Source organism: Marimonas arenosa (assembly GCF_030848945.1).
In the GTDB taxonomy this organism is placed as follows: Bacteria; Pseudomonadota; Alphaproteobacteria; order Rhodobacterales; family Rhodobacteraceae; genus Marimonas; species Marimonas arenosa.
This window is the reverse complement of record NZ_JANHAX010000006.1, coordinates 31,372-46,644: the sequence shown is the minus strand read 5'-3', so window position 1 is coordinate 46,644 and position 15,273 is coordinate 31,372. Positions and strand designations below refer to the sequence as shown.

14 protein-coding genes, 1 tRNA gene and 1 pseudogene are annotated in these 15,273 nt (G+C 59.4%); 5 read left to right on the top strand and 11 right to left on the bottom strand.

The features are described from left to right. The first annotated feature begins 445 nt into the window (after positions 1 to 445). Positions 446 to 700, top strand: coding sequence for a GlsB/YeaQ/YmgE family stress response membrane protein (locus NO357_RS17210; RefSeq protein ID WP_306736960.1), 255 nt, complete (start codon positions 446 to 448; stop codon positions 698 to 700). A gap of 155 nt (positions 701 to 855) precedes the next feature. Here NO357_RS17210 and NO357_RS17205 read toward each other — a convergent pair whose 3' ends face one another. From NO357_RS17205 to uvrB, 4 genes are all read right to left on the bottom strand, one after another. Next, positions 856 to 1,113, bottom strand: coding sequence for a hypothetical protein (locus NO357_RS17205; RefSeq protein ID WP_306736959.1), 258 nt, complete (start codon positions 1,111 to 1,113; stop codon positions 856 to 858). Positions 1,114 to 1,374: 261 nt separating this feature from the next. Beyond that, positions 1,375 to 1,656, bottom strand: a complete 282-nt coding sequence (locus tag NO357_RS17200) for a DUF3175 domain-containing protein (protein WP_306736958.1) — start codon at positions 1,654 to 1,656, stop codon at positions 1,375 to 1,377. A 293-nt stretch (positions 1,657 to 1,949) separates the two neighbouring features. Next, positions 1,950 to 2,567: a hypothetical protein gene (locus NO357_RS17195; RefSeq protein ID WP_306736957.1), complete on the bottom strand. Its 618-nt coding sequence runs from the start codon at positions 2,565 to 2,567 to the stop codon at positions 1,950 to 1,952. A gap of 2 nt (positions 2,568 to 2,569) precedes the next feature. Next, a complete protein-coding gene (gene uvrB, locus NO357_RS17190) occupies positions 2,570 to 4,768 on the bottom strand; it encodes an excinuclease ABC subunit UvrB (RefSeq protein WP_306736956.1) in 2,199 nt (732 codons plus the stop codon). Positions 4,769 to 5,130: 362 nt separating this feature from the next. Here uvrB and NO357_RS17185 point away from each other — a divergent pair, with 362 nt between their 5' ends. The 3 genes from NO357_RS17185 to NO357_RS17175 all read left to right on the top strand — a co-directional run bounded on the left by NO357_RS17185 (position 5,131) and on the right by NO357_RS17175 (position 6,823). Continuing rightward, the gene (locus tag NO357_RS17185; RefSeq protein WP_306736955.1) at positions 5,131 to 5,442 is read left to right on the top strand and encodes an ETC complex I subunit; all 312 of its coding nucleotides are present in this window, start codon (positions 5,131 to 5,133) and stop codon (positions 5,440 to 5,442) included. 71 nt (positions 5,443 to 5,513) lie between these two features. After that, positions 5,514 to 5,590: transfer RNA gene (locus NO357_RS17180), tRNA-Arg, on the top strand. 480 nt (positions 5,591 to 6,070) lie between these two features. Next, complete coding sequence (locus NO357_RS17175) at positions 6,071 to 6,823, top strand: YbaY family lipoprotein (RefSeq protein ID WP_306736954.1); 753 nt, start codon at positions 6,071 to 6,073, stop codon at positions 6,821 to 6,823. Between the two features lie 51 nt (positions 6,824 to 6,874). On the opposite strand, the gene NO357_RS17170 is transcribed toward NO357_RS17175, so the two are convergent. Continuing rightward, entirely contained in the window at positions 6,875 to 8,434 is a 1,560-nt protein-coding gene (locus NO357_RS17170; protein WP_376744401.1) for an alpha/beta hydrolase, read from the bottom strand. 272 nt (positions 8,435 to 8,706) lie between these two features. Continuing rightward, complete coding sequence (locus NO357_RS17165) at positions 8,707 to 9,213, bottom strand: hypothetical protein (RefSeq protein WP_306736952.1); 507 nt, start codon at positions 9,211 to 9,213, stop codon at positions 8,707 to 8,709. 366 nt (positions 9,214 to 9,579) lie between these two features. Between NO357_RS17165 and NO357_RS17160 the strand changes: the two are divergent. Continuing rightward, positions 9,580 to 10,891 (top strand): annotated as a pseudogene (locus NO357_RS17160) (IS3 family transposase); the annotation flags it as partial. A gap of 20 nt (positions 10,892 to 10,911) precedes the next feature. Here NO357_RS17160 and rquA read toward each other — a convergent pair. The 5 genes from rquA to NO357_RS17135 form a co-directional block, all read right to left on the bottom strand. Continuing rightward, positions 10,912 to 11,664: a rhodoquinone biosynthesis methyltransferase RquA gene (gene rquA, locus NO357_RS17155; RefSeq protein WP_306736951.1), complete on the bottom strand. Its 753-nt coding sequence runs from the start codon at positions 11,662 to 11,664 to the stop codon at positions 10,912 to 10,914. A 316-nt stretch (positions 11,665 to 11,980) separates the two neighbouring features. Continuing rightward, the gene (locus NO357_RS17150; protein WP_306736950.1) at positions 11,981 to 12,673 is read right to left on the bottom strand and encodes a hypothetical protein; all 693 of its coding nucleotides are present in this window, start codon (positions 12,671 to 12,673) and stop codon (positions 11,981 to 11,983) included. 328 nt (positions 12,674 to 13,001) lie between these two features. Beyond that, the gene (locus NO357_RS17145) at positions 13,002 to 13,814 is read right to left on the bottom strand and encodes an SGNH/GDSL hydrolase family protein (protein ID WP_306736949.1); all 813 of its coding nucleotides are present in this window, start codon (positions 13,812 to 13,814) and stop codon (positions 13,002 to 13,004) included. Further along, positions 13,736 to 14,362 (bottom strand): ferric reductase-like transmembrane domain-containing protein, encoded by a 627-nt coding sequence (locus NO357_RS17140; protein ID WP_306736948.1) that lies wholly within the window; start codon positions 14,360 to 14,362, stop codon positions 13,736 to 13,738. The genes NO357_RS17145 and NO357_RS17140 overlap by 79 nt, the downstream gene beginning before the upstream one ends. After that, complete coding sequence (locus tag NO357_RS17135) at positions 14,359 to 14,847, bottom strand: peptidase associated/transthyretin-like domain-containing protein (protein ID WP_306737251.1); 489 nt, start codon at positions 14,845 to 14,847, stop codon at positions 14,359 to 14,361. Before NO357_RS17135 ends, NO357_RS17140 begins: the two co-directional genes overlap by 4 nt. Positions 14,848 to 15,273: the final 426 nt, after the last annotated feature.

Below are 15,273 nucleotides of genomic sequence, written 5' to 3'. Positions count from 1 at the left end.
AGGCCCCGCCGGGTCCGTTTTCAACCCACCTCAGGGCGCCGACGCGACGGCAGCGAGCACGTCGATCTTGTCGATGCCGTCTTCGCCGACAGAGCCGAAACCGATCGTGACTATTTCGGCCAGAACAGCGGCAACAGCCAGAAGGGCCGAAGCGAGAAGGATGAAGGATGCGGTGTTCCTGAGGTGCGAGGGAGTGCGCGGGGAGATGCTTCCCTGCGGCCGTCGGCGGCGCCTCTCGCCCGGGTGGCGCACGCATCGGGGGAGGTGCGGGAGCCGCGCAAGAGATTTCGTCGCGGCCGATGAAGAGTTTTTCGCCAATCCGTCGTACTGGGGAAACACGGCCACGGTCGGGGGCGCAAGCGGCTTTGCCGTGCCGGGAGATTTTGGTGTCCGGCGCCTCCGGGATCTATGCTATGTATGAGTGCGGGCAACGGGAGGACGAGCCATGGGACTTGGTGGATTGATCGCGATGCTGATCGTTGGCGGGGTGGCCGGCTGGCTGGCCGGGACGATCGTGAAGGGGCAGGGTTTCGGCCTGGGCGGCAATGTCGTGATCGGGATCGTCGGCGCGGTGCTGGCCGGGTTCATATTTCCGCGCATGGGCGTGGGCGCCGGCGGCGGGATCGTCTGGTCGATCATCCATGCCACCATCGGCGCGGTGATCCTGCTGGTGCTGATCCGGGTGATCAAGCGGGCGTAAGCGGCACCGGCGGGTTTTTTTCGCGCCGCCGACGCCTGTGCGGCTGTCCCGGACCACGGGCACCTGTCCTCGGCCAGCCATGGAACTGCCGGTCTTATCGGGGCGCCGTACCGGAGCGCGGCCCGCGGCACGGTTCGCGCCGCGGCCCGCGATTGTCATTCGCCGGCGCGGGTGATCGCGTTGATCTTGTCGATGCCGTCTTCGCCGATCGACTCGAAGTCGATCGTCACCATGTCGCCGGCGACAAGGTTCTCGACCGGGACCTCGCCCAGCAGTTCGAGCGAATAGACGGTCTTGTCCGTCAACACGACGATTCCGGCGACACGGTCGAAGGCCAGGACGGTGCCGGTGGTTTCATCGGCCATGACGGGAGTTGCGACGGCCAGAAGGGCCGAAGCGAGAAGGATGCGCATCTGCGGTGTTCCTGTGGTGCGAGGGAGTGCCCTGGGGACCATTCCTTGCGGCCCTCGGGCGGAGCCTCACGCCCGGGTGACGCGCATATGGGGTGGTTGCGTGAGTCGCGCAAGAGGGATTGTGCGGCGGGGTGAAAATATTGTCGGGACGTGGTTTGAACGCCCGCCGGTGTCGGCTGCGCAGGCCGGGAGTCCGCCCGCCATTCCGCCGTGTTCGGCCGGGAAAGGTCGGGCCGCGCTCACCCTGTGCGGGAGTTTTGGCTAGGTGGCGCGGCCGAACAGCACGCGCAATTCCTGCTTGGCCTGTTGCAGCACCTGTCGCTGGTCCTCCGGCAGGGTGTGGCCGGCGCGGTTGATGTAGAAACTCAGCATCGACATGGCTGATTGATATGGCGTGCCCTTGCGGGAGGTGCTGGCCTCGGCCGAGCGTTTGAGCGATGCGGCGATGCGTTTCGGATCGTCCCAGGTGAAGACGCCGGGCTCGAGCGCCAGCGCGTGGCTGGTTTCGGTGACGTGTTGAGACCATTTTTCGTCGTGGCCCATGGTCAGCGTCCGTTGATGAGCAGGTGCGGCATGGGCGCAGGGTGGCACTGCCGGGGGCGTGGTGCAAGCGAGGGCGCGGGGTTCGCGGTGGGGGGCCGGGCTGACCCCCGGCCTACGTGCCGCCGTAGGGCGGGGGTCTGCCCGCCATGCGCCGGTTGATCCACGCGCACCGCCCGCCTCAAGGCTCGCGCCCGGCCCGGGGTGGGTGCGGAACGCGCCCGCCCATGGGGCGGGTCGGGCGCGTGCCCGATGCAGGGCATCGGGCATTGGTTTTTTTGAAACCGCCTCCGTTATTATTGTTCCGCGTCAGAACGCCATCGGAACAGATAAAAGGCAATAAATTTAAGTAGTAAATCGGCTTCATGCGTGTCGTGGCGCGCAGCGGTCTTTCCTGGTAGATTTCTAACCTCATCAATCACGCTGACTGTGTCGCTTATCGCATCCAACAACCAATCTGAATAGTATCCAGCGAGCATCGGGGCTGGGTGTGAGAAAAAGTTTCGAATGCTTTTCAAGCGACTCAATCCTCGGCTTGGACGCGGTAAGTCCTCAATATTCCTGGTGCGGATTTGTGCCTTTGAAGCCAGATTGGCACGCTTCAAAAGCTCTACAATACTCGCGATATTTTCGTTTTGAGCTTGTTCCATCAATTGGTGGAATTCAGCCGACTTAGAGCTCAACTGTTTCTCGTAAAATTCGCCAACCCGCTTTTCAAATTTGTCGTTGTAAATTCCGAATCCATCCGTTCTGGTGAGCTTTTGGATTAAAAGCGTGTAGAGCGCATCGTGCAATGAAATGACGATCCAACGGACATTAGCTTCATCTTTGTATTTTCGACGAAGGTTCTGGTCTGCAAGTTCAAGGCAACTGATGAAATGCGCGCCTTGGTCATAGGTGAACAGACTTGTCAAAGTCACCGCCCCCGCCGCTTCACATTCCCCCCACGTTGCCCGGCCCGCCCTGCCGTTGACCGCCCCTTTGCCCCAACAGCCGCCTCCGACGCCTTCTCCACCGCATATTGCCGCGCCAGGGGATCGTCCGCCACCGCCAGGTCCACCGCTTCCAGCCGCTTGATCTCGTCGCGCAGGCGGGCGGCCTCTTCGAACTCCAGGTTTTCGGCGGCCTTGCGCATGTCGGCGCGCAGACCGTCCAGAACGGCCTCGAGATTGGCCCCATGCAGCGGTTTGTCGATCTTGGCGGTGACGCGGCTCATGTCGGTGTCGCCCTTGTAGAGCCCGGCCAGAACGTCCTCGACGTTTTTCTTCACCGTCTCCGGCGTGATGCCGTGCTCGACGTTATAGGCCTCCTGCTTGGCGCGGCGGCGGTTGGTTTCGCCGATGGCGCGCTCCATCGAGCCGGTGATGCGGTCGGCATACATGATCACCCGGCCGTCGGCATTCCGCGCCGCCCGGCCGATGGTCTGGATCAGCGAGGTTTCCGAGCGCAGGAAGCCTTCCTTGTCGGCATCGAGGATGGCCACCAGCCCGCATTCGGGGATGTCGAGGCCTTCGCGCAGCAGGTTGATGCCGACGAGCACGTCGAACGCCCCCAGCCGCAGGTCGCGCAGGATCTCGATGCGTTCCAGCGTGTCGATGTCGGAATGCATGTAGCGCACGCGGATGCCCTGTTCGTGCAGGTATTCGGTGAGGTCCTCGGCCATGCGCTTGGTCAGCGTGGTGCAGAGCACGCGCTGGCCCTTTTGGGCGACGATGCGGATCTCGTCGAGCAGGTCGTCGACCTGGGTCTCGACGGGGCGGATCTCAACCTGCGGGTCCAGCAAGCCCGTCGGGCGGATCACTTGTTCGGTGAAGACGCCGCCGGCCTGCTCCAGCTCCCACGCCGCCGGGGTGGCGGAGACGAAGATCGATTGCGGGCGCATGGCGTCCCATTCCTCGAACTTGAGGGGTCGGTTGTCCATGCAGGACGGCAGGCGGAAGCCATGTTCGGCCAGGGTGAACTTGCGGCGATAGTCGCCGCGATACATGCCGCCGATCTGCGGCACCGAGACGTGGGATTCGTCGGCGAAGACGATGGCGTTGTCGGGGATGAATTCGAACAGGGTGGGCGGCGGTTCGCCCGGTGCGCGGCCGGTGAGATAGCGCGAGTAGTTCTCGATCCCGTTGCAGACGCCGGTGGCTTCGAGCATCTCGAGATCGAAATTGGTGCGCTGTTCCAGCCGCTGCGCCTCTAAGAGCTTGCCGTCGTCGACCAGCTGGTTGAGGCGCTGTTTCAGCTCTTTCTTGATGCCCTGGATCGCCTGCTGCATCGTCGGTTTCGGGGTGACGTAATGCGAGTTGGCATAGACCCGGATGCGGTCCATCCTGTCGGTCTTCTCGCCCGTGAGCGGGTCGAATTCCGTTATGCTCTCAAGCTCTTCGCCGAAGAAGCTGAGCCGCCAGGCGCGGTCTTCGAGGTGGGCGGGGAAGATTTCAAGGGAATCGCCGCGCACCCGGAAGCTGCCGCGCTGGAACGCCTGGTCATTGCGGCGGTATTGCTGGGCGACCAGATCGGCGATCACCGCGCGCTGGTCATACATCGCACCGACCTTCAGATCCTGGGTCATCGCCCCGTAGGTTTCAATCGAGCCGATGCCATAGATGCAGGAGACCGAGGCGACGATGATCACGTCGTCGCGTTCCAGAAGCGCCCGGGTGGCCGAGTGGCGCATCCGGTCGATCTGTTCGTTGATCTGGCTTTCCTTCTCGATATAGGTGTCCGAACGCGGGACATAGGCTTCGGGCTGGTAGTAGTCGTAGTAGGACACGAAGTATTCGACCGAGTTTTCCGGGAAGAAGCTTTTGAACTCGCCGTAAAGCTGGGCCGCCAGCGTCTTGTTGGGCGCCAGGATGATCGCCGGGCGCTGGGTTTCCTCGATCACCTTCGCCATGGTGAAGGTCTTGCCGGTGCCGGTGGCCCCGAGCAGCACCTGGCTGCGCTCGCCGTCGTTGATGCCGGAACTCAGTTCGGCGATGGCAGTGGGCTGGTCGCCGGCGGCCTGGAACTCGGTGTGCATCACGAAGCGCTTGCCGCCTTCGAGCTTGTCGCGGGTTTTCACGTCCGGCGCTGCGGCGTGCAGGATCGGGGCGGTCTTGTCGGAATGAGCATAGGGCATGGGGGCGACTCGGGCTTGCTGGAGGGTTAAGACTTGATCACTTTTTGTTCCGGTTCAAGGGGTGGTCGGGCTGGCCCGCGACAGGGTCGCACATGGAAAGCCGACCGCCCGGTGAAAAAACTTTCGTTGTTTGTCCAGGTCCGCACTGGCCGGAATAACCGGTGAGCAGCAGGCCTGGTTGTCGTCGGGCCTGTTTGTCGTCGGGCAGGAGCACACCCACCCCTCGCTCCCTGCCGCGTGGAAGCCATCACCGCCCGCAACTGCGTCCGCCGCGACATCCGTGCCGATCAAACCCATTTCCGCCTTGCCGCGTCGGCTGGCTTGCGGTTAAACCGAAACTGCGCAGAGCCAAGGAGTGACCCATGCCCGCCCGTATCTACAAACCTGCGAAAACCGCGATGTCGTCCGGCACGGCCAAGACGAAATCCTGGGTGCTGGAATACGTCGCCGGCAGCGCGCGGGAGATCGATCCGCTGATGGGCTGGACCTCGTCGCGGGACACCCAGGCACAGGTGCGGCTGCGCTTTCCGACCAAGGAAGCGGCGCTGGAATATGCCGAGGAGCATGGCATCGACGCGGTGGTGACCGAGCCGCATGCGCGCAAGGCCAACATCCGCGCCGGCGGGTATGGTGAAAATTTCGCCACCAACCGGCGTAGGCCCTGGACGCACTGAGTCTGCACCAGGCAGACTGCCCAACCTCCGGCTTGCCATCGGGCGGCCGAAACGGCATTGAGTAAACCAGCGGTCCCGTAGCTCAACTGGATAGAGCAGCTGACTTCTAATCAGCAGGCTGAGGGTTCGAGTCCTTCCGGGATCGCCAAATACAATCTGTAATGTATTGTAATTAAGAATATTTATTGAAAAGTTTCTTGACTATTCCCCCAATTGTTCCCCCAGACGTGTTTTCTTGCTGAAAGCAGCATACGGCAAACGGCGGGAAGCGGACCTTCTCTACGGATGTGAAGGCAAAACTCGCTGTTTCTGAAAGCGGACGTTCCGTCCCAAGATTCCCGGCCGAACCTATCGGATGGCAGCTCCGAGCCCGAAGCGGCGTTGATCAAGAGCTCTCTTGGGGGCATAGCAAGAAAAAAGGAACTTGACCTGCCCAAGCACTCCCGATCTGGCAATTTGCCTTTCAAAATTCTGCCTTTAAAAATATTCAGAACCCCGCCGATTGGGCGGGGTCATCAAATCTCTGGACTATCACTCGGCGTTAGCGGACCGCCGTTTGGGAGCTTACCTGCGAGACTTTCGGATGGGCGCGACGTAGTTGAAGCGGTCTTTTTTGAGGAATCCAAGTATGCGAAACATTCTAAGAAATCTCGCCCTGACAATCGTTTTCTTGGTGACTTACTCAAATGCCGAGGCCGAAACGAATATGCTCGAAGTAACAGTGACTTATCGTGAGCGCATTGCGCTTCCGCCCGACGCTCAGCTTGACGTTCAACTGCTTGATATATCTCGGGCAGGAGTAAGCTCGAAAAGAATCGCTTCACAGCGCTCTGTCATGACCAGCGTGCCAATGACCGTTGCCTTGAACTATGATGCGCGGATGATTGACGAGCAGGACAGGTACGCAGTCGTGGCGACGATCTGGTCCGGGGACAAGCAGATGTTCCGGACCGCCTACAGGCATGACGCGTTTGGCGATGCGCCGGTTGAAATCATCCTTTCGATGGTCGCTGACGAGGATACACACACGCCGCTTTCCCGGTCGATATCGGGAATTGCTTGGGCCGTCACGGAAATCGAAGGCATAGCGTGGATCAACGATGATCCGGCGACGCTTCTGATCGACGAGGAAGGCAACTTTTCGGCATTCGGCGGGTGCAATCGCTTCAGTGGGACGCTGTTGCCTTCGGACGGTGGGATCGCATTTCCGCAGGATTTCGCGGCCACGATGATGGCCTGTCCTGATGAAATCGAAGCCTTCGAACGCCGCTTCATCAATGCCCTGGTTCGCGCGTCCGACTACGTGCGCTATGGTGCGGGTCTTGTAATAATAGATTCGGCAGGCAATTCGCTTCTGCATTTCGAGGAACGGCTTGAATAATTGCGGTTGTCTGCAAGAAATGACACTCTCGTTCAACGGAGTCACGACACCTCATCGCAGTTCGTTCGAACATCCCGCCTGAAATCCGTTATCGCAATGGGCCTTCAGCCGTTCGGTATCCTCAGCGCTCCATCCCGAGGGCGCGGTCACCTCGACCCAAGGGTTGATGTAGTCCCGCGCATAATACGCATGCCCATGCCCCGGCGGGGATCCGAATGACAACGCCAGATCGAGCGCCAACTGGAATTGCGTCACGATGGGCATGAAGAAAAAGTACTCGGACATATCCTCGGCCGGCCGGTCCTGCATCCAGGGAGGAGGGCGGAAGAGGGACGCAGGTTCGTAGAAGACAACAGGGTCGCTGGAATACTGCAGGAAGACGATCCGCATGGCGCCCCATTTGGTGTCCGGTTTGGATGCGTCTGTCGTGTGTGACGCATACCGCACAAGCGACCCGTCTCCGATCTCGGGAAGCACCCATGGACTGCCGGGGTTGCGCTGGTTCTGGACATAGTTCCAGAACGTGGATGGAAACGGGGGGCCGATCCAGAACGCGCCGTCTATGGGATCGTCGAGCAGGCGGAACATGTTTGTGGCATGCATCGAAGACCAGGCGCCAAGGCTGAGCCCATTCGCATAAAGTCGCGGGCGCGCGTCCAGCGGCAAAGTTTTCCAATAGTCGTGTATCACATCCTGCAACGCCCTAGCCTGTTCGAGACCGGTATTCGTTTCGAGGATGAGCGCCAAGGGGGATTGCAGGTAGGAATATTGCGCCGCGACAGTCGCGATGTTGCCGTTGTGGATGTATTCAGCGGGATCATATGCGCCGGGGTCCATCCATCCCGTCCCCGTCGGGCTTGCCATGATCAGCACCTCGCGCTCGAACGCGCCAAGGCGTTTCAGTTCGACCAGAGCAAGTTCGGCCCGCTCCAGCGGGGTCTTGCCGTTGGCGCGGCCGACATATACACGGATCGGCTGCATGGCGGGACGTCCGGTGAAGGCGGAAATGGCGTCAGCATCCGGGCCCGATGTGATGAAATCGCGCCCAGGTTTGCCGATCGCGGACCAATCGATCAGCGAGGCTGAGCTGCCCGTCTTCAACGGATCGGAAGGCCGCGGCGGCGCCTTGTCGAACAGCGCTTGCGCCGTCTCGTAGCTTTCATCAAGTCCTGTTATCACCCGGTCGAGGATGCCTTCGCGCGTGACGACGAATAGGGTCAGGACAACTGTCACCAAACCGAGCACATTGGCCCGCCTCGGCGGCATGACCCGGTAAAACCAGGCCCTGACCAGCCGAAAGAACGAGGCCACCAGGCGCCCCAGCAGAAAGGCGAGCGCGAATGTCACGATCGCGAAGACCATGATCCGCGTTAGATGCAGCGCATCCGCGACCTCCATCCCCATCTTCTGACGGAGATCATTCTGCCAGGTCAGACTCGATCCCAGTACCCAGAGGAAGAACACCACGATCCCGGCGGCCACGAGCCACGTCAGGGCGCCGGCCGGCCGGCCCGAGAGTTTCGGCATCTCTAAACCGCGCCACAGTAGCGCGACGACTTGCCCGCCAAGATACCCCAACGCCGTTACCAGACCGCCAAGAATACCCTGCACATCAGGCCCCCGCGGAATGAGGGAGGGCGTTAGGGATGCCGCGAAGAAAAGCAGGCCAAGAAGAAAGCATGGCACGGAGAATGGTCCGACAACCCACGACAAGCGCGCTTTTTTCATTTTGCCCCCAATATACTGGTTAACGCCGTCTCGTTCGCGAATGTCTCACGATGCCCCAAGATTCGCCAAGGAAGAACATTGAGAGCCGCCGAATCGTATTTTAAAACAGGTTAACAGACAGACTGCGCGAGCAATGCATCGGCAGGGTGCGATACTCAATGAATAGCGACCTTCATCAATGCCAGTACCAGACCGATGCCCCCAGCGAATAGGCCTCCTAGAACCGCCGGTGTGACCCGGCCGTCGATCACCCATCCCACCCGTGCTCCGAGTACCGCGAGGAGCGCCACGCAAACACCCTGAGAAAGCAAGGCGGCCAGTTCGACACCCATCCAGCCGAACCCCGCTGCAAGAAAGAAGAGCGTTGGCAAGTTGGCCACGGCCAGCGTCGGGCTGCTATGGTGCCAGGCCGCGCGCCAGGCATGTCGCGTGACACGCTCTCCGCTGTCGAGGGCATGGGCCAGAAGTTCGGCAAAGGCCTTGGCCAAGGTGATCGCCAGTACGGATCCGAACAGCACGACCGCGGTTTTCACCGGTGACTCGGGATGGTCGCCTGCGGCCATCAGGATGCTGAGCACCATGATCGCACCGTAGATTATCCCGAAGGCGGCCTTGTCGAGGCGCTTCCAGCCTTGTGTTTCCTGGCTCGTCACTTCAATCACGCCGTTTCCTCGTTTTTCTTTCTCTCTGCAACACTTTGGCGGTTAGCTTCATTCTAGTTGCGAATGTTCGTGAAGGCGAATTCTTATGTTGAGCTTTCTCGAGACGGATCGAATCAAGAAAAGTCTGACCTGCATTGGGGCAGGGCGCGGCGAAAGAACCAATGTATCGCACACCGGTGACTGATTTTCTGTTCTTGTGATCCTCCTCTCGGCGCCGCATGAGCGCTTCGGCGACGGAGCTTGCCGCGGCCACGAAGACACCAAGCCCGACCAGTATGTAGTGTCTGACGTCAGCACCAATGGGACAGTTTAGGCTGATTTGATAAGAGAGGGTTTGTGGCTCATCGTAACCACCAAGGAGTGGAGATGAGACAGAAACCCGGAGCACGTGAAAGCCATGGCGAGAAGGTTGTTAAGGACATTCGCCGGGCGACACGGAAACAGTATTCGGCAGAAGAAAAGATCAGGATCGTGCTGGACGGCCTGAAGGGCGAGGACAGCATTGCCGAGTTGTGCCGTCGCGAGGGTATCGCCCAGAGCCTGTATTACAGCTGGTCGAAGGAGTTCCTGGAGGCCGGGAAGAAGCGCCTTGCTGGGGACACGGCACGCGCGGCAACGTCGAACGAGGTCAAGGATCTGCGCCGGGAGGCTCGCGATCTGAAAGAGGTCGTTGCCGAGCAGATGCTTGAACTTCGCCTTCTCAAAAAAAGCATGCTCGGGCCCTCTCGGCAGAATGCTTTGCATTCGCCTGCCGGGTAATAGATGGGGGCGACGACGAATGAGGTATCCCGCATCCGAGAAGCTGGAGATCATCCGGTTGGTTGAGCAGTCGCACTTGCCTACCAAACGCACTCTGGACAAGCTGGGCATTCCCAAGACGACCTTCTATCGCTGGTATGACCGGTATCTGACCGGCGGTCCCGAGGCGCTTGAGGATCGCAGCCCCAGACCTTCACGGGTCTGGAACCGCATTCCCGAGCCGGTGCGGGAGAAGATCAAGGATCTGGCCCTGAAGGAAAGCGAGCTGTCGCCACGAGAGCTGGCGGTGCGCTTCATCGACACAGAAAGGTATTTTGTGTCAGAGGCTTCGGTCTATCGCATCCTCAAGTCCTACGATCTCATCACCAGCCCGGCCTATGTGGTGCTGTCGGCGGCTGACGAGTTCCGGGACAAGACCACGCGGCCGAACCAACTGTGGCAGACCGACTTCACGTATCTGAAAGTGATCGGTTGGGGCTGGTTTTACCTGTCGACGATCCTCGACGACTACAGCCGCTACATCATCGCCTGGAAGCTCTGCGCGACGATGAAGGCCGGCGATGTCACTGACACGCTGGATCTGGCGCTGCAGGCCTCAGGCTGTGACCAGGCGACGGTTCTGCACAAACCGCGCCTGCTCTCAGACAACGGCGCCAGTTACATCTCGGGCGAACTGGCCGACTGGCTGGAAGACCGGCAGATGGATCATGTCCGCGGTGCGCCGTATCACCCGCAAACCCAGGGCAAGATCGAGCGCTGGCATCAGACCCTCAAGAACCGCATCCTGCTGGAGAACTACTACCTGCCCGGCGACCTCCGGCAGCAGATCGACGCCTTCGTCGAGCACTACAACCACTGCCGCTATCACGAGAGCCTGCAAAACCTCACACCCGCCGACGTCTACTTCGGCCGCGGGGAGCCTGACGCTGGCATAGGTGTTCACCGTTTTGTAGCAACAACCCTTTGGTAGAGATCTCCGAAATAGGTCTCTTTACGCCACGAGAATTCGTCGCCCTTGGTCGCGAACTCTTCGATCTCATGTTGCCAAATACTCTTTGCGAAAGGTTCCAACATGTCAAAGACGAGTCCCACGAAAGGTTTCACGGGATTGCTCCATTTTGGCTTGTGATAGTCGACGAAAACCACCTTGCCGCCAGGCCGGAGGTTTTCAAGCAGTGCGTCGACAACCGAGTGTTTATAGGAATCCGGTAATTCGTGAAGCAGGAAGTAACAACAGACCATTTCATATCGACCGCCGGTTGGATGGCGGGCGTCGGCGCGACAAATCGAGACCCAAGGTATGTCTTTCACCTTCCTCTTGCATATCGCGATTTGGGCTGGGCTTATGTCTGAGATATCCAGTCTTCCCTTAGGGCCAATATGGTGCGCGAGGTTAGGCACGAAGCTGCCATAAACATGCGCGGGCAGGAAAACACTGGAGCCGGGCGCGATTTCCTCGAACGCGACTCGTTGCAAGCGCCGGTGCTGACCCCAGAGGATCGCGGACACGACCAGCTCGCGGTCGAGAATAGCCACATTTCGCGGGTTTAGATAGGCCCAGTGGTAGACCTCATTGAGGTACTCAGGGATATTCAAGAGTTCAGACGACGGAAGGGATGTCGCAGACTCGAAGGCGGTTCCTTTGCTAGACAGGGAATCCGTCGAAACGAACGGATCTCCGATATCGTTCATGAATACATTCCCCGTTGTGTCTTCGGCACTGCGCATCGGGCAGTTCGGCAATCACTTCGACCTTGAATCACCGAGACAGATTAGAAACCCCCCTGGGTCAAATATGCCATTTGCTTTTAGCCCCTACACGGCCGCCAATCGTTCGTAACCGGCCCTTTGCTGAGCTTGACCATCATCTGCCACCGCTGCGTTGCGGCCCGTTAGGGCCGAAATTCGCTGCGACTGCGAAATCTCAATGCAGGGATGGGCAGCTCGGTGAGACCAAGCCGATCTTCAGGTGGCATCGACGAGTCTTCCGACCAGCACTCAAACTGGGTCAGGCGACCGCAAGAACTTCTGCGGCCCGCCGTTCGATCAGGTCGACCTCTATTGGATCAGCCTGTTTGCCGATTGTCAGCAAACACTCCAAGGCTTCGATTGCTCTATCCCATGCACGGTCATCGACAGCCGCTGCCCGTATGGCACAAATCGCGGTCAGCTCTGCGGTGTAAATCGCATCTCTCAGGTCAAGGGTTCGGACAAGGGCACGATTTGCGGCGCCGACGGTTTCACGAACATTGTCTGGCCAATCGATCTGAGCCAGCGCATCTAGCTCGGCCATTGCCTGCTCGGGACTGGACACGACCTTGAGGCGCTGGGCCGCAGCCGGATCAACTTTTTGGAGCGCAAGCGGCGCGAATTCCCGGGCGGCTTGCATTGCAAGATAGGAGCCCCGAAGGTCGGCCACGCTGCGTCCATCGCTGCTGCCGGAAAGCCGCGCCGCGAAAGGTCGCAGGCGGTTGAGGAGCTCACCTTCTGGCATCGCATCGTTCAGAGTGAGAGCGTACTGACTTATTACGGGGCAGAATGACTCGGGCAAATCCAAAATACCGGTCACTTCCCGATAGGCGAAGCCTGCAACCACCAGCGCGGCCTCGTTTATACATGTCCCACCATCCGGTCCTGGAAACTCATGGCTTCCATGTTTCAATTGCCAATCGAGCCAACTATTGGTCTTCTTTATCGTCATAGTGTTATCACCTTTCCGAAAACCGAGCCCGGCCTTGTGAGCTCACCACAGTTGAAATCTAACGCTTTCCCGCAAATTCTGTAAAGGTCACTCCGACGACGCTGGAGCAGACAACAGCCCTGAGCCGTTTTCAGAACACTGTTCAGCATGCTGCGATGCGGCCTGTCGAAGGGGACATCCGCTGAGACAGCGAAATCAAATTCAGGACGATTTCAAGTAACTAGGGAGAAAGGAAACTCAAGCGGCCGGCTCGACGACCGGCCTCAAACGGTGTGGAACAGCGAAACTGAGCCGTGCGCCGGTTGCTCTGTCGTCGAGACACAAAAAGTCAGTTCCTGGAGTTCTCGGCAATCAATCTTGCAAGGGCTTCGCCGATCCGCGCCGATCCTTCGGCCGATGGGTGTGTCTTGTCGGAGTCGAAAAGCTCGGGGCTGGGCGGATCAAATACATCTTCTGCGTCCAGAAAGAACACGCCTTCATTCGATTTGGCAAATGCGGTAATTCGTTTCTCGATCTCAACCAGACCAGGTCGGCACCCTCTGAAGGTCGTGGTCTCTGGTGCCTTGTAATAGCCCACCCACAATACGTTGGCACCCTGAAAGCGCGCCTTGTTGGCCAGATCAGGAATGTCGCCATTGGTGCCATCTCTTGAGATCAAGGCATCAATCTCGGCCGCGCAACGGGTGCAGCCGCAGGAGAACCCCAGATCATTAGCTCCACCATTCACCACAACCCAATTCCACCTTCCCGGCGGCAATTGACCCGGTATGCTCCGGCCAAGACGTGTCGCAACTTCACCTGCCCTGATTTGGGCGCCGAACGCGGAACGGTTGGTCACCTGTCGGTCGAGGACCGCACGGATCACGCTTCCTATGTCCTTGCGAGAAGCTCGATGCGAAGCCATCACGGAATCGCCTATGACAAGGATATCGCCGCCCGAACGGTTGGGCGCCGGCGCGCATCCGGCAGCTAAAATCAAGAGCGAGGCGGAAAAAACTCGCAGGCCTCCGACCAAGCCCTCACCAAGATATGGCTTGTGAATCCGCCGCGCTGACACGAACCTCAACGTGAAGATGTTCTTGGTGCCCATATTCGCGTAAAAACCAATGCATTCAAGGTCGCCAAAAAGACCAGCAGACAAAGCGCCGCTTTCGACATCGTCTCCATGGTTCCCTCGATTGGCAAGGCATGAACTATGCTACCCACGACGATCACTGTCGCGAGCATTGTGTGAACGCGACGCCAATTATTCGGGCGCAACCGCCTGCGGAAAACGGCGAGAAGTGCGGTGGCCAACATCGCCCACATGGCGACGACACCCCATGCGGAGAACGGCGTCGGTGAGGCAAAAAGAAGAGCGTCGACCACGTCTGGTGGGCTGGTGACCAAGAGCGCCGCGACGTGGGCCACTACCGCAACGGCCAAAACGGCTCCGATCCAGCGATGAAGCCAACGTTCTCGCGGTCGCGATAGGCCAGGTAAAAGTCCGGCTGCCAATACTGGCTGCAGAAGCAGCAAGGCCATTGCGAAAATTCCTGCGAACCCTCCAGCAATGTACACCGGTTGGCGCCAAGCGATCAGTTGACTCGCCGCCGCGGCGCCAATCGGCACGGCAATAGCGATAGCAAGCGCGGTCCAAATCAACGTCCCACGGACCACACCTGCTAGCATTCGGTTCACCTTGGTCATGCCGGTTGCAGGACGAAATGTGCCTCCAGGCTCGTGTTTCGGGAGTTCGTCATCACCGGGCGTAGGAAAACGGTTTTGAAGTCACCGCTGTCATAGGCGAGATGGCCATGTGGTTGGCCAAAGGCGGGAACGATCTGCGGCATTTCAAGGCGGAACTCCCCATTTACATCCGTCAGCGTTGCACCGTGGCTGTGCGGATCACGCTCATGCCCTTCGGTGGTGTGCGCCCATATTTGTATGCGTTGACCAGCGAGCGGCGCGCCGTCACCCGCACGGCGTACGGTCCCCTTCATCCAAAAACCGCCGCCGCCGATCCGATCCACGATCGGCGCACCGGGGAGGTAATTGTTGGCCCCGCCGCGCATTGATGGCGTCGGAGCGAAGTTTTGGGCGCGTGCAGGAACTACGAGGCCCGAAATGCCGGTTGCTGCAAGGGCTGCGCCTGTGAATAGCAGTGAACGGCGGGTAACAACTGGCTTGGTCATGAAGGCTTTCCCAACTGAACAACGGGTTTTGTTCATGAAAGAGATGGTTGAGCAGGAAACCCGCTGGATGATTTCTATGGTCATCAACTTAAAGAAAAAGTAGTATGCGATAAACCTTGCCCACGGTTTCGTGATGGTGCGATTGGCTCATACCTGCCGCTCACACTCCCTAGTCGCTGCAGCGCAACTTTCCCGAAACAGCCCTTCACGCGACGACGCAGCATTCATTCAGATTGAACGGCCGCTGTGCGGGACGAAGCTGACCTTGGATCAGTTTTCGCCACAGACAGAAGTGACCGGCAGATTGCGCAGAAATTGTGAAAATTTGAACCCCAAGCTCGGACAGCCTCAATTTATGTTTTGCCACGGTATGTCGCGGCTGCGGGTTCGGCGGTAAGATTGACGGACCGAAGAGGTCTATGCAGT